General features: G+C 63.4%; 16 protein-coding genes. 9 read left to right on the top strand and 7 right to left on the bottom strand.

Annotated elements, in window-relative coordinates; translation table 11 throughout:
• Positions 1 to 104 precede the first annotated feature (104 nt).
• The 3 genes from BMY71_RS09630 to BMY71_RS09620 all read left to right on the top strand — a co-directional run bounded on the left by BMY71_RS09630 (position 105) and on the right by BMY71_RS09620 (position 4,994).
• Positions 105 to 1,163 carry a YeiH family protein gene (locus tag BMY71_RS09630; protein ID WP_092683700.1) on the top strand — a complete coding sequence of 353 codons (1,059 nt, stop codon included), beginning with the start codon at positions 105 to 107 and terminating at the stop codon, positions 1,161 to 1,163.
• Positions 1,160 to 2,041 (top strand): LysR family transcriptional regulator, encoded by an 882-nt coding sequence (locus BMY71_RS09625; RefSeq protein WP_092683698.1) that lies wholly within the window; start codon positions 1,160 to 1,162, stop codon positions 2,039 to 2,041. The genes BMY71_RS09630 and BMY71_RS09625 overlap by 4 nt, the downstream gene beginning before the upstream one ends.
• A 154-nt stretch (positions 2,042 to 2,195) precedes the next feature.
• Positions 2,196 to 4,994 carry an ATP-binding protein gene (locus BMY71_RS09620; protein ID WP_347336026.1) on the top strand — a complete coding sequence of 933 codons (2,799 nt, stop codon included), beginning with the start codon at positions 2,196 to 2,198 and terminating at the stop codon, positions 4,992 to 4,994.
• On the opposite strand, the gene BMY71_RS09615 is transcribed toward BMY71_RS09620, so the two are convergent.
• Positions 4,942 to 6,516: an acyl-CoA synthetase gene (locus tag BMY71_RS09615; RefSeq protein WP_092683367.1), complete on the bottom strand. Its 1,575-nt coding sequence runs from the start codon at positions 6,514 to 6,516 to the stop codon at positions 4,942 to 4,944. The two genes, BMY71_RS09620 and BMY71_RS09615, sit on opposite strands and share 53 nt — an antisense overlap.
• A gap of 149 nt (positions 6,517 to 6,665) precedes the next feature.
• Positions 6,666 to 7,478 carry a crotonase/enoyl-CoA hydratase family protein gene (locus BMY71_RS09610; protein ID WP_011502289.1) on the bottom strand — a complete coding sequence of 271 codons (813 nt, stop codon included), beginning with the start codon at positions 7,476 to 7,478 and terminating at the stop codon, positions 6,666 to 6,668.
• A 115-nt stretch (positions 7,479 to 7,593) separates the two neighbouring features.
• On the opposite strand from BMY71_RS09610, the gene BMY71_RS09605 reads away from it, so the two are divergent.
• From BMY71_RS09605 to BMY71_RS09595, 3 genes are all read left to right on the top strand, one after another.
• Entirely contained in the window at positions 7,594 to 8,466 is an 873-nt protein-coding gene (locus tag BMY71_RS09605; RefSeq protein WP_092683365.1) for an SDR family oxidoreductase, read from the top strand.
• Positions 8,467 to 8,690: 224 nt separating this feature from the next.
• Positions 8,691 to 10,268, top strand: a complete 1,578-nt coding sequence (locus BMY71_RS09600) for a fatty acid--CoA ligase (RefSeq protein ID WP_092683363.1) — start codon at positions 8,691 to 8,693, stop codon at positions 10,266 to 10,268.
• A gap of 405 nt (positions 10,269 to 10,673) precedes the next feature.
• Positions 10,674 to 12,818, top strand: a complete 2,145-nt coding sequence (locus tag BMY71_RS09595) for a methyl-accepting chemotaxis protein (RefSeq protein WP_092683361.1) — start codon at positions 10,674 to 10,676, stop codon at positions 12,816 to 12,818.
• A 178-nt stretch (positions 12,819 to 12,996) separates the two neighbouring features.
• Here the strand turns inward: BMY71_RS09595 and BMY71_RS09590 are convergent, their stop codons facing one another.
• A complete protein-coding gene (locus BMY71_RS09590; protein WP_041805233.1) occupies positions 12,997 to 14,271 on the bottom strand; it encodes an acyl-CoA dehydrogenase family protein in 1,275 nt (424 codons plus the stop codon).
• Positions 14,272 to 14,397: 126 nt separating this feature from the next.
• On the opposite strand from BMY71_RS09590, the gene BMY71_RS09585 reads away from it, so the two are divergent.
• Positions 14,398 to 15,177 carry an enoyl-CoA hydratase-related protein gene (locus BMY71_RS09585; protein WP_011502284.1) on the top strand — a complete coding sequence of 260 codons (780 nt, stop codon included), beginning with the start codon at positions 14,398 to 14,400 and terminating at the stop codon, positions 15,175 to 15,177.
• A 127-nt stretch (positions 15,178 to 15,304) separates the two neighbouring features.
• On the opposite strand, the gene BMY71_RS09580 is transcribed toward BMY71_RS09585, so the two are convergent.
• The 3 genes from BMY71_RS09580 to BMY71_RS09570 form a co-directional block, all read right to left on the bottom strand.
• Positions 15,305 to 15,679, bottom strand: a complete 375-nt coding sequence (locus BMY71_RS09580) for a DUF6285 domain-containing protein (RefSeq protein WP_011502283.1) — start codon at positions 15,677 to 15,679, stop codon at positions 15,305 to 15,307.
• A gap of 70 nt (positions 15,680 to 15,749) precedes the next feature.
• Positions 15,750 to 16,739 (bottom strand): phosphotransferase family protein, encoded by a 990-nt coding sequence (locus tag BMY71_RS09575; RefSeq protein ID WP_092683359.1) that lies wholly within the window; start codon positions 16,737 to 16,739, stop codon positions 15,750 to 15,752.
• A 6-nt stretch (positions 16,740 to 16,745) separates the two neighbouring features.
• The gene (locus tag BMY71_RS09570; RefSeq protein WP_092683357.1) at positions 16,746 to 17,546 is read right to left on the bottom strand and encodes an enoyl-CoA hydratase/isomerase; all 801 of its coding nucleotides are present in this window, start codon (positions 17,544 to 17,546) and stop codon (positions 16,746 to 16,748) included.
• A gap of 165 nt (positions 17,547 to 17,711) precedes the next feature.
• Between BMY71_RS09570 and BMY71_RS09565 the strand changes: the two genes are divergently transcribed.
• The gene (locus BMY71_RS09565) at positions 17,712 to 18,491 is read left to right on the top strand and encodes an SDR family NAD(P)-dependent oxidoreductase (protein ID WP_092683355.1); all 780 of its coding nucleotides are present in this window, start codon (positions 17,712 to 17,714) and stop codon (positions 18,489 to 18,491) included.
• 128 nt (positions 18,492 to 18,619) lie between these two features.
• On the opposite strand, the gene BMY71_RS09560 is transcribed toward BMY71_RS09565, so the two are convergent.
• Positions 18,620 to 20,284 (bottom strand): flavin-containing monooxygenase, encoded by a 1,665-nt coding sequence (locus BMY71_RS09560; protein ID WP_092683696.1) that lies wholly within the window; start codon positions 20,282 to 20,284, stop codon positions 18,620 to 18,622.
• Positions 20,285 to 20,534: 250 nt separating this feature from the next.
• On the opposite strand from BMY71_RS09560, the gene BMY71_RS09555 reads away from it, so the two are divergent.
• Positions 20,535 to 21,668 carry a nitronate monooxygenase gene (locus tag BMY71_RS09555; protein WP_092683353.1) on the top strand — a complete coding sequence of 378 codons (1,134 nt, stop codon included), beginning with the start codon at positions 20,535 to 20,537 and terminating at the stop codon, positions 21,666 to 21,668.
• The last annotated feature ends 66 nt before the right edge of the window (positions 21,669 to 21,734 follow it).

The following is a 21,734-nucleotide window of genomic DNA, read 5'->3' as shown; positions in this document are numbered from 1 at the left end:
ACCGCCTGAATATTAATCGATTTTGCCGATCGTTATGACAATAATAATCCGTTTGATTGATTAATCGCGGCGGGCTGGATTGGCCGGAGAAGGAGCCAGCCGACATGACCTCTCGCACAAACGCAAAAGCGTATCAGCCCCACCCCCGCACCACACGGATCGGCGCACGCCTTGCTGCGATCGCGCCTGGCGTATTGCTGACGGCTGCGATTGCCGCCATCGCACTGGCGCTGCGCACAATCCCGGCGGCGGCCGGCGCAAGCCCGATGCTGCTCGCGATCCTGATCGGCATCGTCGCGCATAATGTCGTCGGTACGCCGCAATGGGCCGTGCCGGGCATCAAGTTCAGCCTGCGACGGGTTCTGCGCATCGCCATCATCCTGCTCGGGCTGCAACTGACGGCAGCGCAATTGATCGAGGTCGGAGGCCAAGGGCTGGCGATCATCGCCGCGACATTGCTTTCAACCTTCAGCTTCACGATCTGGCTCGGCCGCGTGCTCGGCGTCGACCGCAAGCTCGCAGAGTTGATCGCAGCCGGCACCTCGATCTGCGGCGCCTCCGCGATCATCGCAACAAATACCGTCACCAAGGCGGAGGACGAAGACGTCGCCTACGCCGTCGCCTGCGTCACCGTGTTCGGTTCGCTGGCGATGGTCGGCGCACCGCTGCTGCAGGGCGCGCTCGGCCTCGACGCCCACAGCTTCGGGCTGTGGACCGGCGCCTCGATTCACGAGATCGCGCAGGTCGTCGCCGCGAGCTTCCAGGCCGGCCCAACCGCCGGCGAATTCGGCACCATCGCGAAACTCGCACGGGTGATGATGCTGGCGCCGCTGGTGATCGGTCTCGGGATGCTGGCGCGCGCCCGCATTCGCCACCATGCCACCGCAACGGCGGCGGCGCCGCCGATGCCGTGGTTCGTGCTCGGCTTTGTGGCGATGATCGGCGTCAACCAGTTGATTGCGATTCCACAAGACGCGAAAAGCTGGATCGTCGCCGCGACCAGCTTCCTGCTGTCGATGGCGCTGGCCGCGATGGGGCTCGAAACCGATCTTCGCAAACTCGCCGCGCGCGGCCTTCGCCCTGCTCTGCTCGGCCTAACCGCGGCGCTATTCATCGCAGGGTTTTCGCTGAGCTTGATCAAACTCACAGGATGGCATGGATGACCCTGGAACAGCTCCGCATCTTCATCGCGGTCGCCGAGCAGCAGCATATGACGCGCGCCGCGAGCGGACTGAACCTCACCCAATCTGCCGCCAGCGCAGCGATCGCCGCACTGGAATCGCGCTACGATGTCAAACTGTTCAATCGCGTCGGTCGTGGCATCGCGCTGACCCAGGCAGGTCGCGAATTTCTCGACGAAGCCCGCGCCGTCGTCGCTCGCGCCAGGGCCGCGGCGAAGGCGCTCGACGATCTCGCGGGTTTGAAGCGTGGCGCGCTCAGCCTCGCCGTCAGCCAGACCATCGGAAACTACTGGTTGCCGCCGCGACTTCTCGACTTCCAGCGCACTTATCCAGGGATCGAGCTGCAGGTCTCGATCACCAATACGGAACAAGTCGCAAGAGCAGTGCGCGAAGGCCGCGCCGATCTCGGGCTGGTCGAAGGCGAGGTCGACGATTCGTCGTTGGCGAGCCGCCGCATCGACGGCGACAGCCTTGCTGTCGTGGTCGGCAAACGCCACCCTTGGGTCGGGCAGACGCGGATCTCGGCCAGCAAACTAACGACCACCGGCTGGGTGCTGCGGGAGCGCGGCTCGGGCACGCGGTCGATGTTCGAGGCTGCGCTGCACAACGCCGGCGTCGATCCATCCCATCTGGACGTCAAATTGGAACTTCCTTCCAACGAAGCGGTTCGTACCGCGATTGAGTGCTCAGACTACGCCGCAGCCATCTCAGATCTAGTCGCGGCACCGTCGCTCGCGGCGGCGACCCTGCATCGAGTCCAGTTCGATTTGCCGCGCCGTTCGTTCTTTGTGCTACGTCACAAAGAGCACAGCGACGTCCGGCCAGTGAACGCCTTACTCAAATCGTTACAAACAGAATGAACTAACAGGCGAACGCCTTGTTTGTTGATTGGGTTCCACCCTAGGTAATTATTATACAACGAATTTCGTTTGCCGGCAGCTCGGACTTGTTGTGACGCAGCTTCGCATTTGGCGTAGCATCGTCGACATTTGAGGACTTGTATTGCGAAACGGATTGAATTTATCGACGCGGCTTACGATTGCGATCGTCCCGCTCGTGGTGCTGACCGCCGCGAGCGTCGGCTATCTCGGCTATCGGAACCTCGCGACTGTTGCGATCGGGCGCACACTGGCGGCGATCGATACCACTGCGACCTCGCGGGCAATCGAGCTCGCGAGCCTGGTGAAGAACGTTCGTGCCGACGTGACGGCTTTTCGCGCTGCCATCGGCCTCGGCGAAATGACAACACTCAGTCGCAATCCTTCGCTGCAAACGACCCGCGGCTGGACGCTAGCGGAATGGCGCGCCGGGGTCGGACAACGGCTCGCTGGCGAACTCGAAGCCAAGCCCGATCTCCTCAAGTACCGCCTGATCGGATTGGCGGATGGAGGCCGCGAACTCGTTCGGGTCGAACGTCAGCGCAACGGCGCCGTTCGCGTCGTTCCGGACGAAGAATTGCAGCGCGCCAGCGAGCGCGATTTATTTGCGCAGGCGATCAACGTTGCCGAGGGAAAGAGCATCGTCTCGCCGGTCGAACTCGATCAGGATCATGGCGCGACGACAAAGCCACATGTGCCGGTGATCCGCGTCTCGGCGCCGGTGTTCGGGCCGGACGGAACGCAGTTCGGTTTGATCGTCGCCCATATCGATCTGCGCGCCGCCTTCGACCGGGTGACCGGTCTCGCGCAGCAGGGGCGGGTCGTCTACGTGATCAACAACAACGGCGACTATCTGCTCCATCCCGACAAGACGCGCGAGTTCGGCTTCGAACTGGGCAGGCCGGCCCGCATCCAGGACGACTTCCCCGCTCTCGTTGAAGCGATTGCCAAGAACCGGGAACGAACGTCGATTGTCGAGGATCGCAACGGAACGCCGTTCGGCGTGGCGCTCGAACATGCCGATGGCGTGGCACTGTCGATCGTCGAGACCATCCCACAGCGGATCATTCTCGACGCGATCATGACGGCCTGGCTGAGTTCCACCTTACTCGGCTGCGCTTTCGCGGTGCTGATCGCGATCGGGCTCGCGCTGGTCATGGCCCGCACCATGACCAGACCGCTGTCGCAGATGACCGCCGCGGTCTCGTCCTTCGCAGATGATCGGCCGATCGACCTACCGCTCGCCACCGGCGGCGAAATCGGTGTCCTGGCGCGCGCTTTTCAGAAAATGGCGCTCGATTCGCGTGACAAAACCGCGGCGATCCGCCGCGAGAAGGAGATTTTCGAGCGGATCATGAACGCGATGGCCGAGGCGGTCCTGCTGATCGACCGGAAGGGACAGGTCATCTACGAGAGTCCCGGCGCAGTGAAGCTGAGGTCGCCGACGCCCGGCCGCCCGGTGCGGCCCTGGGCAGAGGCGATCGACTCCTTCCTCGAAGACGGGGTGACGCCGCTGCCTCCGGATCGGCGCCCAGGCCAGCGCGCTTTGCAAGGCGAAACCGTCGACCAGATCGAACTGGTCCTGCACGTTCGCGACGCCGGCCGCAACGTCGAGGTCATCGGCAACGCCCAGCCTATCCGGAACGCCGCAGGCCGGATCAACGGCGCGGTCGTCGTTTACAAAGACGTCACCGAATTGAAGGAAGCCGAGCGCCGACTGCATCAGGCGCAGAAGCTGGAGGCGATCGGTCAGCTCACCGGCGGCGTCGCGCACGACTTCAACAACATGCTGACCGTCATCAGCGGGACCGCAGAGATCCTGCTTGAAGAACTCACCGACCGACCGAACCTCAGCAACATCGCCAAGATGATCGAACAAGCTGCAGAGCGTGGCGCCGACCTCACGCGGCAGTTGCTCGCCTTCGCTCGCAAACAGCCGCTGCAGCCGCGCAATGTCGACGTCAACGCGATCGTTCTCGAAACCGAGCAATTGCTGCGGGCGACCATCGGCGAACACATCCAGGTCGACGTCCGGCTGGAGCAGGACGTCGATGCGGCGCGGATCGATCCGTCGCAGCTCTCATCGGCATTGCTCAACCTCGCGGTGAATGCGCGCGACGCGATGCCGATCAGCGGCAAGCTGCTGCTCGAAACCGGCGGCGTGGTGCTCGACAACGACTACGCCCAGCAAAATCCAGACGTGCGCCCCGGGCGCTACGTGATGATCGCGGTCAGCGACACCGGCACCGGCATTCCCGCGGAGATGCGCGACAAGGTGTTCGAGCCGTTCTTCACCACGAAGAGCCTTGGTAACGGCACCGGCCTCGGACTCAGCATCGTGTACGGTTTCGTCAAGCAGTCGGGCGGCCACGTCAAAATCTACAGCGAGGAAAATCAGGGCACCACGATCAAGCTGTATCTGCCGCGCACCGACGCCGCCATCGACAGCGCGCCAATCGCAGCGCCCGTTGTGGGCGGTAGCGAGACCATCTTGCTGGTGGAGGATGACGAACTGGTCCGCCAATTCGCGATCGCCCAGCTCCAGGGCCTCGGCTATCGCACCATCGCGGTATGCGACGGTCCCTCGGCCCTGAAAGAGGTCGAGCGCGGCGCCGCGTTCGATTTGCTGTTCACCGACGTGATCATGCCCGGCGGACTGAATGGCCCGCAACTCGCCGAAGCGGTCGCGCGGATCAGGCCGGTCCGGGTGCTGTTCACGTCCGGCTACACCGAGAACGCGATCTTGCATCACGGCCGGCTCGATCCCGGCGCGCTGCTGTTGAGCAAGCCGTATCGCCGGTCGGATCTGGCGCGGATGGTGCGCGCCGCTCTCGACCAGGAATACTACGTTCCCGCCGAGCCGTCGGCCTGCGCGGTCGCGGCTAAATCACCCGACCAGCTTTGGCCCAGTACGGATCGCGCAGCCGGCGCTTGAAGATCTTGCCGGAGTCCTCGCGCGGCAACTGCGCCATGATCTCGATGTGCTTCGGAACCTTGTAGCCGGCGAGCGACAGCCTGAGCTGATCGCGGATATTGCTCTGCTCGAGTGTGACGCCGGGCTGCGGCTCGAGCATCGCCATCAGCGCCTCACCGAATTCGGCGTCGGGAATTCCAAACACCGCGCAATCGTGCACGCCTGGGATCGCGTGCAGCGCCGCCTCGATCTCGGCTGGATAGATGTTGACGCCGCCGGAGATCACCATGTCGCGCTTGCGGTCGCAGATGAAGACGTAGCCGTCCTCGTCGAGATAGCCCATGTCGCCCGAGGTGATGAAGCCGCCCCGGTCGATCTCCGCGCGTTTCTCCGGCTTGTTGTGATAGGTGAAATCCGGATTGCCGGGGATCCGCGAGAAGATCTCGCCGACCTCGCCCTGCGGCACCTCGTTATTGTCGTCGTCGACGAACACAAGCTCGGCGCCGGCGGCGATTCTGCCGACGGTGCCGGGCTTCTTCAGCGCATCTTCGGAGCTTGCGAACGTCACCGCGCCACTCTCGGTGGAGCCGTAGAATTCGTAGATCACCGGCCCCCACCAGTCGATCATCGCGCGCTTGACGTCCGGGGGGCACGGCGCCGCGGCATGGATGACATGGCGCAGCGACGACACGTCGTACGTGTTGCGCACCGCTTCCGGCAGCTTCATCAGCCGGATGAACATCGTTGGCACCATGAACACGGTATCGATCCGGTGTTGCTCGATCAGCTGCAGCAGCGTTTCGGGTTCGAACCGCGGCATCAGCGCCAGCACTCCGCCGAGCCGGCCGGCGCGAATGCCGAACGAATTCGGCGCGGAGTGATACAGCGGCCCGGGGCACAGCGCGCGGACGCCCGGCTTCAGGCCGTAGATCGCTGCGCGCATGGCTTCGGCGTTCGCCGACTGTTGCGGCGTCGGCGCGAACCGTTTGACGCCCTTCGGATGGCCGGTGGTGCCCGAGGTGTAGATCATGTTCTGCGGCTGCGGCAGCGCCGGGCCGTCATATGGCCTCTGCTGCGCGAGCCAGCGGTCGAGATCGATCGCGCCGGCGGGAGCCGCGCGATGATCGGGATCGATGCTGTAGCTCGCGAGGATTTCCGGCGGCGTCGGCACGCTCAGCATCGTGACCGCTGCGGGCACGATTCCAGCCGCGTGGTGCAGCAGATCGGCATGGCCGATCAAAACGCGCGTGCCGGAATCGCCCAGCACGTAGAGAACCCCTTCTGGTTTGAAGTGCCAGTTCACCGGGACCATGTAGGCGCCGAGCATCATGACCGCATAGGCGGATTCAAGAAAGGCGATGTCGTTGCGCATCAGGACGCAAACGCAATCGCCGGGTTTGACGCCAAGGCCCTGCAGCCCGCCAGCGATCTGCGCGGCGCGCGCATTGACCTCCTCGAACGACCGATGGCGGTCGCCACTGACGATGCCGTGAGAGAGATGGCCTTGGGTGATATGGCTTTGGGTGAGCTCGCCTTGGGACATTGTTGCGCTCCGATCTGCTGTCGGGTTGAGCCTCGCCTTGTGCGCGCGGGCGGCGCCGCGCGAAGCAAGATGACGGAGCGCTTATACGCGAAGACGCCGCGCTGTGCGCGCGGCTCCTCGTCGTCAAGTCATGTGATTACGACGTAGCGCTATGCGTCGACGAAATTCGGCCGCCGTTGCTCCATGTTGGCGCGCACCGCCTCGGTCTGGTTGGCCGAGCCGATCAGCTTCTGCTGCTCGACGCTTTCGGCAAGCAGCGCCGGGCCTGGATCGACCGACAGATTGTTGAACATGCGCTTTGCGGCTCGGATCGCGTCCGGGCTCTTGCCGGCGATCTCCAGCGCCATCTCCAGCGCGGCGGCGCGCGGGTCGTCGACGATCTTCGTGGCGAGGCCGTAAGACAGCGCCTCCTGCGCCGAGAAGATTCGCCCGGTGTAGGTCAGCTCCCGCAGGATGTCGTCACGCACCAGCGAGGCGAGGATCGGTGTGCCGGCCATGTCCGGCACCAGCCCCCATTTGATTTCCATGATCGACATCCGCGCATCCGGCGCCATCAGCCGGATGTCGGCGCCGAGCGCGAGCTGAAAGCCGCCGCCGAAGGCGACGCCGTGGATCGCGGCAATCACCGGCACCGGCAGCATCCGCCATCCCCACACCGCCTGCTGCGCCGCATTGGCCTTGCCGTGGGTGCGCTTGGTGAGGTCGCGAAATTCGCCGCCCGGAATTCCGTTACCGCCATTGTCGTTCATTGCGGCGAAACGCCCCATGTCGAGGCCGGCGCAGAACGCCCTACCCTCACCCGACAGCACCACGACGCGGACGCCCTTCTCATGCGCCAGCCGCTCGGTGGTCGCGATCAGCGCCTCGAACATCGCGGCGTCGAGCGCATTCATCTTGTCCGCCCGCACCAGCCGGACGTCGGCAACGCCGTCCGACACCGATACCGAAACGCGATCACTCATCGGGCCATTTCCCTACATGTGTTGTGGCTTGTGTTGTGGCGCTACAGAAAAGCGTTGTCGGAATTTAGTCAATCGCCTAATTAACGACAACCATCCATTTTCGCGGGCAATTCCCATGTTTACCGATCAGCTTCTCGCAGGCCGCCGCATCCTCGTCACCGGCGGAGGCACCGGCCTCGGCAAATCGATGGCCGCGCGCTTCCTGCAGCTCGGCGCCGAAGTCCACATTTGCGGCCGCCGCAAGGGCGTCTGCGACGAGACCGCGACCGAATTGATGGACGCCTATGGCGGCAAGGTGATGACTTACGGCGTCGACATCCGCGACGCCGGCGCGGTCGACCACATGGTCGAGACCATTTTCAGCGGTGGCCCCCTCACCGATTTGATCAACAACGCCGCCGGGAATTTCATCTCGCGGACGGAAGACCTGTCGCCGCGCGGCTTCGACGCCGTCGCCAACATCGTGATGCACGGAACGTTTTACGTTACCCACGCGGTCGGCAAACGCTGGATCGAAGGCGGCCATCGCGGCAACGTGGTGTCGATCACCACGACGTGGGTGCGCAACGGAAGCCCCTATGTGGTCCCCTCGGCGATGAGCAAATCGGCGATCCACGCGATGACGATGTCGCTCGCCATCGAATGGGGCCGTTACGGCATTCGCCTCAACACCATCGCGCCGGGTGAAATCCCGACCGAAGGCATGAGCAAGCGGATCAAGCCCGGCGACGAGGCCGGCGCGCGCACCGTCAAGATGAATCCGATGGGCCGGGTCGGCACCATGGAGGAACTGCAAAACGTCGCAGTGTTCCTGATCTCCGGCGGCTGCGACTGGATCAACGGCGAGACCATCGCGATGGACGGCGCCCAGGGCCTGGCGATGGGCGGCAACTTCTACCAGCTCCGCGACTGGAGCAACGCCGACTGGGACCAGGCCAAGGCCTCGATCAAGGCGCAGAACGAAAAGGACCGCGCGAAACGGGGGTGATCCCCGCGCAGCCAAGCAGATAGCGCTCAGACAGCCGTCATCCCCGCGAAACGGGGAATGACGCCTGTCGTCAATCCGACGCCGCACGCTGGATTTCGCATCGCGCGTACACAGGCCGCGACACAAAGCCCTGCTACTAACACTCACGCTTGTATTTGATTGCGAAGCGCGGCAGACTTTATGCAACCATAAGTAAGCACCAACAATCATCCCAGGGAGTGAAGATGTCCGAGTTGTCCGAGCCGAACACGCTGGCCGAGGTCGTCCGTGCGCAGGCCGAAGCCCGCGGCGACGAGATCGTTTTCGAATTCGAAGGTCGTATCACCACCTTCGCGCAATTCGACGCCCACACCAACCAGATCGCCCACGCGCTCAAAGCCTCCGGCGTGCAGCCGCGCGAGCGCGTGGCCTATCTCGGCAAGAACAGCGATATCTATTTCGAGCTGCTGCTCGGCGCGATCAAGGCCAATGTGGTGATGGCGCCGGTGAACTGGCGGCTTGCCGGTCCCGAGATCGCTTTCATCGTCGAGGACTGCAAGGCCGCGATTCTATTCGTCGGCCCGGAATTCGTCGATCAGGTCCGCGGCCTGAAGGATCAGTTGCCGGGCGTACGGCATATCATCACCACCGAGGGCGGCGCGCCGGAATGGACCGACGTCGCCAAATGGCGCGATGCGCAGCCGAAGGACGATCCGCAGGTCCAGATCGACCCCGCCGACATCGCGATCCAGCTCTACACATCGGGCACCACGGGAAAGCCAAAAGGCGCGATGCTGAGCCACGCCAACTTCCTGTCGCTGGTCCGCGCCGGAAAGGACAGCACGCCCGAGTGGAACAAATGGTCGACCGACGACGTCTCGCTGGTGGCGATGCCGGTGTTTCACATCGGCGGCTCCGGCTGGGGCGTGATCGGCATCTATCACGGCGCCAAGGGCGTGGTCGCGCGCGAGTTCGATCCGACCAAGGTGCTGGATTTCTTCGAGCACGCCAAGATCACCAAGCTGTTCATGGTCCCGGCCGCGATGCAGTTCGTAGTGCGGCAGCCGCGCGCCCGCGAGATCGACTTTTCGCGGCTGAAATACATGCTGTACGGCGCCTCTCCGATTCCCGCGGCGCTGCTGAAGGAGTGCATCGAGGTCTTCAAATGCGGCTTCGTGCAGATGTACGGCATGACCGAGACCACCGGCACCATCGTGGCGCTGCCGCCGGAGGATCACGTCGAGGGACTGGAGCGGATGCGTTCCGCCGGAAAGGCGCTGCCCGGCGTCGAACTCGCGATCCTCGATCCCGACGGCAATCGTCTGCCGCCGCGCCAGGTCGGCGAGATCGCCACCCGATCCGGCTCCAACATGGTCGGCTACTGGAATTTGCCCGAGGCGACCAAACGAACGATCGACGGCGACAACTGGCTGCGCACCGGCGACGCCGGCTACATGGACGAGGACGGCTACCTCTACATCCACGACCGCATCAAGGACATGATCATCTCTGGCGGCGAGAACATCTACCCGGCCGAAGTCGAGAGCGCGATCTGCGATCACCCGGATGTGGCCGAGGTCGCGGTGGTCGGCGTGCCGGACGATCAGTGGGGCGAAGCGGTCAAGGCGGTGGTCGTCATGAAGCCGGGCAAGGAGGCGACCTCGCAGGACATCATCAGCTTCACCCGCAGCCGCATCGCAGGCTACAAGACGCCGAAGTCGATCGACTTCATCCCCGCGCTGCCGCGCAACGCCTCCGGCAAGATCCTGCGCCGCAACCTTCGCGACCCGTATTGGACGGGGAAGGACCGGCAGGTGAACTGAGCGGGAGCGCCTGATTACCACGTGGCCTCGCCGAACGCGGCGCGCAAGCCCGACCACCATGCGCGGCCGGCGCTAGCGCATGATCCCGAAGCGTGGATACCGATTTTCGGCGAAGATCATGCTCAAACAAACAGCGGGAGCCGGATGACGATTCGACGACAAGTCATCCTGCTCTGACAGCAAAGAACCCGTCCAAAGTCTAAGCCCTAGAAGGCCCGTCCTCGTAGCGATACGAGGACGGGCCTTAATGCTATGCGAACTATCGATCGCTGAAATACGCACTGCCGGACTGCGTCTCGTCCCGTCCTGCCAACAAACCAGTCGCCAACGCCACCACAGATGGATCGCGCGCCGATCTGCCACTGGTGATGCCCGCCGTCCTTTTGCAAGCCACGGAGCTAGTGGATGCGCAACAATTTGCCCGTTACAACCGTCGAATATCCGATCCCCGACGACTGCTTCATTGTCAGCAAGACCGACGTCAAGGGTCGGATCACTTACTGCAATGACGCATTTATCGAGGCCTCCGGCTTCGCCGAGGACGAACTGATCGGCCAGCCGCACAACATCGTTCGCCACCCGGATATGCCGCCGGAAGCCTACGAGGATCTCTGGGCAACGCTGAAGGCGGGCAAACCCTGGTACGGCGCAGTCAAGAACCGGCGCAAGAATGGTGACTATTACTGGGTGATGGCGAGTGCCTCTCCGATTTGGGAAGGCGGCAAGCTGAGCGGATACATGTCGATCCGTACCAGGATCACAAACGACCTGCGCGCCGAAGCCGAACAGGCTTATGCTGAACTACGCGCGAAGAAGTCCACCAACTACACAGTTACGGCCGGGATCGTGCGGCGGCGGACTGTCTTCGACCGCCTGTCGCTGTTCACCGGGACGATGAAGGCGCGGCTGACCACGCTGGTCTCAGTCCAGGTCGCGCTGATGCTGCTGATCGGTCTGATCGGCATGATCTCGTCACATCAGGACAACAACCGGATCCAGTCGATCTACGAGAACAGCACAGCGCCTCTCGCTATGCTGCTCGATACCAGCGACCGGATGAAAGACAACATCGTCGCGCTTCACGACGCCGTGGTCAACGGCCGAGCGGGCAAACCGGTGGCGGATTTGATCACGAGGATCAACACCAATATCGACAATATCAGCAAGGCGGGTTCGAGCTATTCGCCGCGACCGGGCGAAGAAAAGACCATTGCCGATGCCTACGCCGCAAGACGCAATGAATTTCTCGATCGCGCCGTCAGGCCCGGACTGGCGCTGCTGGCAGAGCGCAAATACGACGAGCTGACGACTCTGCTGACCGGACCTGCCGAGGAGTTGTATGCGGCAGCACGTCAACAGCTGCAGCGCCTTGCGTCGGCCCAGGTCAACGCCGCCAAGGCTGAAACCAGCGAGGCGCATCGCCAATACGCCATCGCACTGCCGTTGGTGATCGGCCTGCTCTGTGTCGGCGTCTTCTACGGTGGATGGCTCGGCCTCCGGACTATTCAGGCGACGTTGCGACCGCTCGGCCGCCTGAACGCCGCGATGGACAGGATCGCGCAAGGCGATTTCAACAGCCGCATCCTGATCAAGCGCGACGACGAGATCGGAACCGCGCTACGCAACATCCAGGCGATGCAGGCCAAGCTCGGCTTCGATCGCGAGGTTCAGTCCGAGACTGAAAGGCGGATCACGAACGCGCGGAAGCAGGAGATGCGTAAGCTCGCTGAGGACTTCGAAAACGCAGTGGGCGAGATCATTCAGACCGTTTCGTCGGCATCGACCGAGTTGGAGAGCTCGGCTGGCACGCTGACGGAAACCGCCGACCGTGCACTGGAACTCACCAGCATGGTCGCGACATCCTCCGAGGAAGCCTCGGGCAACGTCCAGTCTGTCGCGCTCGCCACCGAGAAGATGACCGCCTCAGTCAACGAGATCAGCCGGCAGGTACAGGATTCGGCGCGAATCGCTGCCAGCGCCGTAGACCAGGCTCGCCGAACCAACGAGCGGGTGAGCGACCTGTCGAACGCCGCGAACCGCATCGGCGACGTCGTCGAACTGATCAACAACATCGCCGGGCAGACAAACCTTCTGGCGCTGAATGCAACCATCGAGGCGGCCCGCGCCGGCGAAGCCGGCCGTGGTTTTGCGGTGGTGGCAAGCGAAGTGAAGGCACTCGCCGAACAGACCGCGAAGGCCACCGGCGAGATCGCCCAGCAGATCACCGGGATGCAGACCGCCACGCAAGAGTCGGTCGACGCGATCAAGGAGATCGGCGACACCATCGGCCGGCTCTCGGAGATCTCGTCGATCATCGCCTCCGCTGTCGAACAGCAAGACGCCGTGACGCAAGAGATCACGCACAACGTCCAGGACGCGTCGAACGGCACCCGGCAGGTCACCTCGCACATCGGCGACGTGAAGCGTGACGCCAGCGAAACCGGCGCGGCCTGCCAGCAGCTGTTCGCCGCTGCACAGGCGTTGTCGCGCGACAGCAGCCGGTTAAGCTTGGAGGTCGACAGGTTCCTGTCGACGGTGCGCGCCGCCTGAGGCGATCTGCCGATGCCGCGCACGCCGCCGAGCCAACCAAGGCGACGTTGAATTCTCCCCTGGAGCAGGATGACTTATCTCCGAACCGTCATCCTGCTCCAGGTTCTCGTTTGAGAATGATCATTTCCGAAATCCGGCGTCCACTTTTCGGCATCATGCACGAAGGAGAGAAACGCTCTCACCGCTTGTTCGCGCCCATGTAGCCGAACAGGAATCCCGCGACCTTGCGCATCTGGATTTCCTCGCTGCCCTCGGTGATGCGATAGCGGCGGTGATGCCGGTAGATGTGCTCGAACGCCTTGTGCCGCGAATAGCCCATGCCGCCATGCACCTGCATCGCGCGATCGGCGGACTGACAGCACAGCCGGTTCGCCCAGTAGTTGCACATCGAGACCTTGTCCGACAGCGTGTGCTCGACCTGCGCCTGCGTCATCTGATCCATCTCCCAAGCGGTCTTGCGGATCAACAGCCGCAGCATCTCGGCCTGGGTCGCGAGTTCGACCAGCGGAAACTGGATACCCTGATTGCGCGCCAGTTCCTCGCCGAACGGTTTTCGCTCGCGCGCATACTTGACGCTCTCATTGATGCAATAGGTCGCCGCGCCGAGCGAGCTCGCCGCCTGGCGAATGCGGTTCTCGTGCACGAAGCACTGCGCCAGCGACAGGCCGCGGCCAATCTCGCCGAACACCGCATCTTCCGTCACGAACACGTCGGTGAACGACACCCGGGGATGGTCGGTCGGCATGTTGAAGGTCCACAAATATTCCTCGACCTTCACACCGGGCGCATCGGCCGGCACCAGGAAACAAGAAATGCCGCGGGCGTCGCCGTCATTGCCGGACGTACGGGCGAACAGCGCGCAATGCGTGGCGACGTGCATCCCTGTCGTCCACATCTTCTCGCCGTTGATCACCCAGCCTTTCTTGCCGTCGCGAACCGCTTCCTCGGCGCGCGTCTCCATATGCGTGGCGTCAGAGCCGTGATCGGGTTCCGTCAATCCGAACGTGATGCGATATTTTCCGGTGATCGAGCCTTCGATCATCGCCTTCTGGTCGTCGCGACCATATCGATCGAGCATCGTCACCAGCGGCAAGTTCCCGACGATCGAATGCTCGTTCTGCAGATCGTTGTGCAAGCCGAGTCCCTTCGCGGCGAAATGCTCGCGGATCACCGCCATCCACAAATTCGAACCGTCCCGCCCGCCATAGCGCTTAGGGATTGCGAAACGCAGATGCCCGGCATCGTCGGCGAGGTTTTTCGCTTGGCGCAGCAACTGTTCCCAGTCGTGACGCGGCAACCCGCCATTGTCGAAGTCGGTGCGCGCCCATTCGCGGCGGTGATCGAAGAAGCGGATGTTGTCGTCCGCGGCTTCCAGCGGCTTGATCTTCGCGTCGATAAATCGATCGAGTTCGGCGAGATAGGCAACCAGATCGGCCGGCAGTGAAAAATCCAAGGCGTGCTCCCAACGTCGAGTGTCATTGTTGATCTTGTTAAGCGACCGATTAACATGAGCATGTCTCGTCAAGTCAAGCGCGCGGTTGCGCGGCGATATTCTGTTCAACGAAAAAAGGAAACACCGATGGCGCTGCAGTTCTCCACCGTGACCCGCAAGGGGCCGATCACCATCGTCACGCTGTCGCGGCCGGAGGTCTACAACGCGCTGCACACCGACGCGCATTTCGAACTCGAAGGCGTGTTCAACGACTTCGCCGCCGATCCGGACCAATGGGTCGCGATCGTCACAGGCGCCGGCGACAAGGCGTTCTGTGCCGGCAACGATCTGAAGTGGCAGGCCGCCGGCGGCAAGCGAGGCTGGGGCGAGAGCGGCTTCGGCGGGCTGACCTCGCGGTTCGATTGCGACAAGCCGATCATCGCCGCGGTCAACGGCGTGGCGATGGGCGGCGGCTTCGAAATTGCGCTCAGCTGCGACCTGATCATCGCGTCGGAAAACGCCACCTTCGCGTTGCCGGAGCCGCGCGTCGGCCTCGCCGCGCTCGCCGGCGGCCTGCACCGCTTGCCCCGCCAGATCGGGCTGAAGCGCGCGATGGGCATGATCCTCACCGCACGGCACGTCCCCGCCCGCGAAGGCCTCGAGCTCGGTTTCGTCAACGAAGTGGTCCCCGCCGGAGAGGCGCTGGCCGCCGCCGAGCGCTGGGCGCAGACGATCTGCAGCAATTCGCCAATGTCGATCCGCGCCTCGAAACAGACGCTGTCGCGCGGCCTCGAAGTGTCGCTGCAACAGGCGATCGCCGAGCAGCGCGACTATCCCGCCGTGAAAGCGATGGCCGCCTCGCAGGACTACATCGAGGGGCCGAAAGCGTTCGCGGAAAAGCGCGCGCCGAACTGGACGGGGAAGTAGGTCAGGCGATCAGCACAACCTCACCACGTCATTCCGGGGCGCGAGCACAGCTCGCGAACCCGGATTCCACCGGTGCTGACCTCTGCGAGAGCCCGGTTCGCGCTGCGCGCGCCCGGAATGACAACAACTACTTACCTTCCAACTCCCGCCGATAGCTCGCATAGTTCGGTTGATCCACCGCGAGCTTGGCGAGCGTCGTGCGCCAGATATGATCCTTCAATCCCGGCGTCGACAAATCCATCTCACCCCTGGCGATGAGATCAGCGAGTTCGCTGTTGAGATCGAGCAGTGCGCCGTCCTTGTTCAGAAGCGCCCGCAGTCCTTCGATTTCCGCAGCGTCGCTCGCCTGGGTCAGCGTCAATTGCCGCGTGACCAGATCGAGCGCATTGATCCCGACGCGCAGCTTGAAGGCGGCGTGGCCGGACAGCTGCGGCGCGATCTGATCGCGCAAGAAATCGGCGACCGCCTTGATCAATTCGCTCGGCGTCGGTTCGTCCTGCATCTGAACCTCTCTTTGGATTGGGCATGATCCGATCAGAACACCGGACGACCACTCTTCGGGATCATCCTTGTCAAAGCGGCGCGAGTATCCGCAACAGATCGATCTCTGTTTCCGACGAGCGCCGCCCGATCATCGCACGCTCCATCGAGTGATCGGGCCCCTGGCGAAAGCGTTGCATCATGCCGCAGCACATAATGCCCCAGCGCAGCGTTCCCATCACTTCCCAGAACTTCACGCGATCGGCGTCGACATTTCCACCGCCGGCTTCATAGCCCGCGAACATCTCCTCGCGCGAACCCAATCCGCCGACCGGCTTGTCGATCTCGCCGAACCGCCACGAATTGACGCAGACCCAACCGAGATCTTCCATCGGATCGCCGAGATGAGCGAGCTCCCAATCGAGCACGGCGCGCACGCCATCGGGCCCGATAATCAGATTGCCGTGGCGGAAATCGCCGTGCACCAATGTGATCTTCTTCGACACACCGGGATCGTGACGGCTGAGCCAGCGCAGCGCCAGTTCGAACACCGGTCGCGGCCAGCCGAAGCTGCGATATTCCGCATCGAGCTGTGCAATTTCCTCGGTCGAACTCATCGTGCGCAGCGCCGGCAGAGCGGCAGATTCGATGCCGTGAATGCCCGCCAGGATCCCGCCGAGCTGACGCGCCAGCATCGGCCGCGCGGTTGCGAACTGCGCATCGCGCAGGATCTTGCGCGGGATGGTTTCACCCTCGACCCGCTGCATGATAAAGCCGGTGCCGCACTGATCGGCTTCCGTCAACACATGCAGCACCCGCGGCGACGGAACGCCGGCGTCATATGACAGCCGCATCAATTCAGCTTCGGCGTCGAGCCCGGCCGCGCGCGAAGGCGCGGCGCCATAACCCGGCGGCGCGCGACGCAGGATGGCGTCGATATCGCCGTCCGGCCGCACGATCGTGAACGCCCAGGTTTCCTGGCTTGCGCCGCCGGAGAGCTGCGCGGCGGCGCGAATGCCTGTCGCGCCCGCGCACCAATTTTGAACGCTGCGCGCGAGCGCATCCTCGAAGGCTGCGGACATTTCCGCTTATTTGCCCTTGAACTGCGCGGGGCGCTTTTCGAGAAACGCGCCGACGCCTTCCTTGAAATCGTCGGTGGCGCCGGCGATGCGCTGGGATTCGAATTCGAGATTGAGCTGTTGCTCGAACGAGTTCTCCGGGCTGTCCCAATACAACTTGCGGATCAACGACAGCGCAATCGTCGGACCATTGGCGAGTTCATGAGCGAGCTTGACGGTCTCCGCCCACAATTCCGAATCGTCGAACACACGGTTGACGAGGCCCCATTCCAACGCCTTCTCGGCCGGCAGCTTCTCGCCGAGGAGTGACAATTCGACCGAGCGTGCCTTGCCGACGAGACGCGGCAGCAACCACGTCGATCCGCAATCGGGCACCAGGCCGATGCGACGAAATGCCTGCAGGAAGTACGACGAACGCGCGCACAGGATCATGTCGCCCATCAGAGCAAAACTCATCCCGGCGCCCGCCGCGGCGCCGTTGACCGAGGTGACGATCGGACAATGCAGCTTGCGCAGCCGGCGCAGGAACGGATGGAACGCAGTCTCCAGCGCAGCGCCGGCGCCTTTTCCGCTCTGGCTCATATTGCCGCCCGAATTGCGGCCCTGCAGATTGGCGCCGGTGCAGAACGCGCGGCCCGCGCCGGTGATGACCAGGCAGCGTACTTCGGCGCGCTTCTCTTCGATCACGTCGAGTGCTTCGCCGAGCCCGCCCAGCATGTCGATCGAGACCGCGTTCATCACTTCCTGATGGTCGAGCTTCAGGATCGCGACCGGTCCGTCGAAATCGAGCGTGACGTGTTTGAACTGCATCTGTTTCCTCGCGAGATGGTCCGCGTTATTCCGCGGTGTGGAAGACCTCGATATCCGAAGCCATATTTGATTTTTGCGACACGCTTGTCCATGGTCGAACGACGATAACAGCGCGTAGCCGTGATGCACGGTTTAGCGCGCGACAATCAAAAATGGAAACGCTGTATGAGCATATTCGATCTGAGCGGACGCGTCGCAGTCATCACCGGTGGCAATGGCGGCATCGGGCTTGGTATGGCGCAGGCGCTGGCCGCGGCGGGTTGCAACGTCTCGATCTGGGGCCGCAATGCCGACAAGAACAAGGCCGCGGTGCAGAGCCTGGCTGGCGCGCCCGGCAAGGCCGAAGCGCATGTTTGCGACGTGACAGATCCGGCCTCGGTCAAGGCCGCAATGGACGCGACGCTGCAGTCCTTCGGCCGCGTCGACGGCTGTTTCGCCAATGCCGGAATCGGCGGCGGGGGGCGGCAGGCTTTCATCGATCGCACTGAGGAGCAGTGGCGCACGATGTTCGCCACCAATCTCGACGGCGTGTTCCATGCCTTCCAGGCCGCGGCGCGACACATGACCGAACGCGCCGCCAACGGTGATCCCTTCGGCCGTCTGGTGGCGACCTCGAGTCTCGCCTCGATCTTCGGAACTGCGCGCAACGAGCACTACGCCGCGACCAAGGCGGCGATCAACGCGCTGGTGCGCGCGCTCGCGGTCGAACTCGCGCGCCACAACATCACCGCCAATGCGATCTTGCCGGGCTGGATCAAGAGCGACATGACCGCAGGGATTCTGGGCAACGACAAGTTCGTGGCGAACGTCATGCCGCGCATTCCGGTGCGCCGGTTCGGCGAGCCGGAAGATTTCGGCGGCATCGCCGTGTATCTGATGAGCAAGGCGTCGTCTTATCACACCGCCGACACCTTCGTGATCGATGGCGGATACACGGCGTTCTGAGCAGCGCTGAACTGAAGGACGAAAACAATACCGAGCCGTACCCTGAGGCGCGAGCGAAGCGAGCCTCGAAGGGTGCGGCACCAGACAGCGTTTCCATCCTTCGAGACGCGCGCCGATGGCGCGGTCCTTCAGGATGACGCAGCAGCACGCTTCGTAATCGCATCGCCGCTCAACGCGAATCCCTGATAGCCACTCGTCGCGACATCGTTGCAAATCTGGCGGTAGACGCCGACGCCGCCGATATAGGGCATGAAGACGCGCGGCTTGCCGGGAACATTCGCGCCCATGTACCAGGAGTTTGCCTGCGGATACAGCGTGCCAGAGGCGACCTCGTTGACGTGAGCGACCCAGTTGTCCTCGGCTTCCTTGGTCGCCTCGATGCAGTCGAGCCCCTGCCGTCGCATGTCTGCGAGGCAATCGGCGATCCAGTCGACATGCTGCTCGATCGAGACGATCATGTTGCTCAGCACCGATGGACTACCGGGGCCGGTGATCAGGAACAGATTGGGAAAGCCCTCGCTCATCAGGCCGAGAAAGGTGCGCGGTCCTTCCGCCCATTTTGCGTTGAGGGTTCGGCCATTCCTCCCTTTAATGCCGATTTTCGCGACCGAGCCGGTCATTGCATCGAAGCCGGTGGCGAAGACGATGGCGTCGAGCGGATACTCCTTGTCGCCAGCGCGAACGCCAAGCCTCGTGATCTGTTCGATCGGGTCGGCGCGAAGGTCGACAAGCTCGACATTGTCCCGGTTGAAGGTCGCATAATAGTCGGTATCGACGCAGATCCGCTTGGAGCCGATCGGATGACTGTCCGGCTGTAGCAGCTTCGCGACCACTGGGTCCTTCACGATCTCGGCGATCTTGGCGCGGACGAAATCGGCTGCGGTGTCGTTCGCGGCCTTTTCCAACGCGAGATTGTTGTAGGCCGCCATGAAGGTCAGGCCGCCGCGCGTCCACCGGCCTTCGTAGTTTCGCCGCCGTGCTTCGTCGGGCTCGTCGAGTGCACCCTTCTCCGGCGGCGCGGTGACGATGCCGTTGCGCATCTCCTCGCGTGCGATGCGACGGATCTCCGGATAGTTGTCGCGAAACTGCTTGCGATCTTCCGGCGTCAACGGCGCATTGCGGGCCGGCACCGAGAAATTGGCCGTGCGCTGAAACACCACGAGCTGGCTCGCCTGTTCGGCGATGAGCGGGATCGACTGAATCGCCGACGATCCTGTGCCGATCACGCCGACGCGCTGACCGGTGAAGTCGATCGGCTCATGCGGCCAGTGTCCGGTGTGATAGGTTTTGCCTGCATAATCGGCGATGCCGGCGATATTCGGCATCCGGGCGTTCGACAGACAACCAGTGGCGAGCACCACAAATTGCGCGCTCGAGGTTTCACCGTCCGCGGTGGTCACCCTCCAGCGCCGCGCAGTCTCATCGAACACCGCGCTCTCCACGCGTGTGTCGAACTGGATATCGCGTCGCAGATCGAAGCGGTCGGCAACGTGGTTGGCGTAGGCCAGGATCTCGGGCTGCGGCGCGTAGCGCTCGCTCCAGTCCCATTGCTGCTGCAACTTGTCGGAGAACGAGTAAGAGTACTGCATGCTCTCGACATCGCAGCGCGCGCCGGGATAGCGATTCCAGTACCACGTGCCACCGACGCCGGAGCCCTGCTCGAAGACGCGCACCGAAAGTCCCTGCCCGCGCAGCCTGTGCAGCAAGTACAGTCCGGCAAAGCCCGCGCCGACAACGACGACGTCGTATCGCGCTTGCGGCTCGTTGCCCGTCCGAGTCTCGCCCATCGCCATGGTTCCGCTCCCGATCTTGTTGTTTGTTGACGGCAGCATTCCCTCGATGGCCGCAAAGCGCAAGAGGCAGTAATTTTGTGCAGCGGAAAACGATCACGCCGTCACCCCGGCGCGTTGGCCGGTGATGCCTTGGACTGTATCAGTTATGGTCACTCGACCGCCTTGGCATCGCCCGGCACGATGCGCTAGCGTCATGTGACAACCCGTCGCCACAGGCGGGAGCAATGATCTGCTGCGGGAGTGAACATCCATGAAATCGCCGATCTGCGAGATGCTGGGCATCGAGTTTCCGCTGCTCGCGTTCAGCCATTGCCGCGACGTGGTCGCAGCCGTCAGCCGCGCCGGCGGATTTGGTGTGCTGGGCGCCACCATTCACACGCCGGAGACCATCGAGCAGGAACTGAAATGGATCGACGATCATGTCGACGGCAAGCCCTATGGGCTCGACGTGCTGATCCCGGAGAACATCTCGACCGCCGGCGAAAAGGATGTCACCTGGCAGAGCCTCGAGACGCGCATCGGCCCGGAGCATCGCGATTTCACCCGCGACCTGCTGAAGAAGTACAATATCGATTTCAAGCCGGTGCCGGTCCCGGCGAACCAGCCGCAGCCGTTCGACGCGCAATGTGCGCTCGAAGTGCTCGAGGTCTCGTTCAGCCATCCGATCCGGTTGATCGCCAATGCGCTCGGCGTGCCGCCCAAGGCGATGATCGACATGGGCAGGAAACACGGCGTGCCAGTGGCGGCATTGGTCGGCGCCAAGGAACACGCGATCCGGCAGGTCGCGGCTGGCGTCGACATCATCGTCGCACAGGGCACCGAGGCCGGCGGGCATTGCGGCGAAGTGTCGACGATGGTGTTGGTGCCGGAGGTGATCAAGGCGATCAAACCGATCCGCGAGGTGCCCGTGCTCGCCGCGGGCGGCATCATGACCGGGCGGCAGATGGCTGCCTGCATGGCGATGGGCGCTGCCGGTGCGTGGACCGGTTCGGTTTGGCTGGCAACGGTGGAATCGGAAACCAGCGAGACGTTTCGCGAGAAGATGATCGCCGCCTCGTCACGCGACGCGGTGCGCTCGAAGGGCCGCACCGGCAAGCCGGCGCGACAGTTGCGTTCGGTCTGGACCGACGCGTGGGATCGCGGCCCGGACAGCCCGGGCGCGTTGCCAATGCCGCTGCAGTCCATCATCAGCCGCGACGCCTTCATCGCGATCGATCGCGCCGCCGCGGCCGGCAGTGCGCAGGCGCGTGATCTGGTCAGCTACTTCGTCGGCCAGGGTGTCGGCCTGATCGACAGCGTCAAGAGCGCCCGCGCCGTGGTGCAGGAATTCAAGCAGGATTTCGCCGAGGCGGTCGAACATCTCGACGCGCTGGTGGCGACTTGAGCATCACGCTGTGCTGAATAATGGATAGGCCCCCCTGAGCCCCCACCTCTGGAGCGCCCCCTCAGA

This window comes from Rhodopseudomonas pseudopalustris (assembly GCF_900110435.1).
GTDB lineage: Bacteria > Pseudomonadota > Alphaproteobacteria > Rhizobiales > Xanthobacteraceae > Rhodopseudomonas > Rhodopseudomonas pseudopalustris.
Note: the sequence above shows the minus strand (reverse complement) of the source record. Positions and strands in the feature narration are given on the sequence as shown.

Coding starts and splice junctions, on each gene's coding strand:
- BMY71_RS09630 (WP_092683700.1), top strand. CDS start 105: ATGACCTCTCGCACAAACGCAAAAGCGTATCAGCCCCACCCCCGCACC.
- BMY71_RS09625 (WP_092683698.1), top strand. CDS start 1,160: ATGACCCTGGAACAGCTCCGCATCTTCATCGCGGTCGCCGAGCAGCAG.
- BMY71_RS09615 (WP_092683367.1), bottom strand. CDS start 6,516: ATGTCCCAAGGCGAGCTCACCCAAAGCCATATCACCCAAGGCCATCTC.
- BMY71_RS09610 (WP_011502289.1), bottom strand. CDS start 7,478: ATGAGTGATCGCGTTTCGGTATCGGTGTCGGACGGCGTTGCCGACGTC.
- BMY71_RS09605 (WP_092683365.1), top strand. CDS start 7,594: ATGTTTACCGATCAGCTTCTCGCAGGCCGCCGCATCCTCGTCACCGGC.
- BMY71_RS09600 (WP_092683363.1), top strand. CDS start 8,691: ATGTCCGAGTTGTCCGAGCCGAACACGCTGGCCGAGGTCGTCCGTGCG.
- BMY71_RS09595 (WP_092683361.1), top strand. CDS start 10,674: ATGCGCAACAATTTGCCCGTTACAACCGTCGAATATCCGATCCCCGAC.
- BMY71_RS09585 (WP_011502284.1), top strand. CDS start 14,398: ATGGCGCTGCAGTTCTCCACCGTGACCCGCAAGGGGCCGATCACCATC.
- BMY71_RS09580 (WP_011502283.1), bottom strand. CDS start 15,679: ATGCAGGACGAACCGACGCCGAGCGAATTGATCAAGGCGGTCGCCGAT.
- BMY71_RS09575 (WP_092683359.1), bottom strand. CDS start 16,739: ATGTCCGCAGCCTTCGAGGATGCGCTCGCGCGCAGCGTTCAAAATTGG.
- BMY71_RS09570 (WP_092683357.1), bottom strand. CDS start 17,546: ATGCAGTTCAAACACGTCACGCTCGATTTCGACGGACCGGTCGCGATC.
- BMY71_RS09565 (WP_092683355.1), top strand. CDS start 17,712: ATGAGCATATTCGATCTGAGCGGACGCGTCGCAGTCATCACCGGTGGC.
- BMY71_RS09560 (WP_092683696.1), bottom strand. CDS start 20,284: ATGGCGATGGGCGAGACTCGGACGGGCAACGAGCCGCAAGCGCGATAC.
- BMY71_RS09555 (WP_092683353.1), top strand. CDS start 20,535: ATGAAATCGCCGATCTGCGAGATGCTGGGCATCGAGTTTCCGCTGCTC.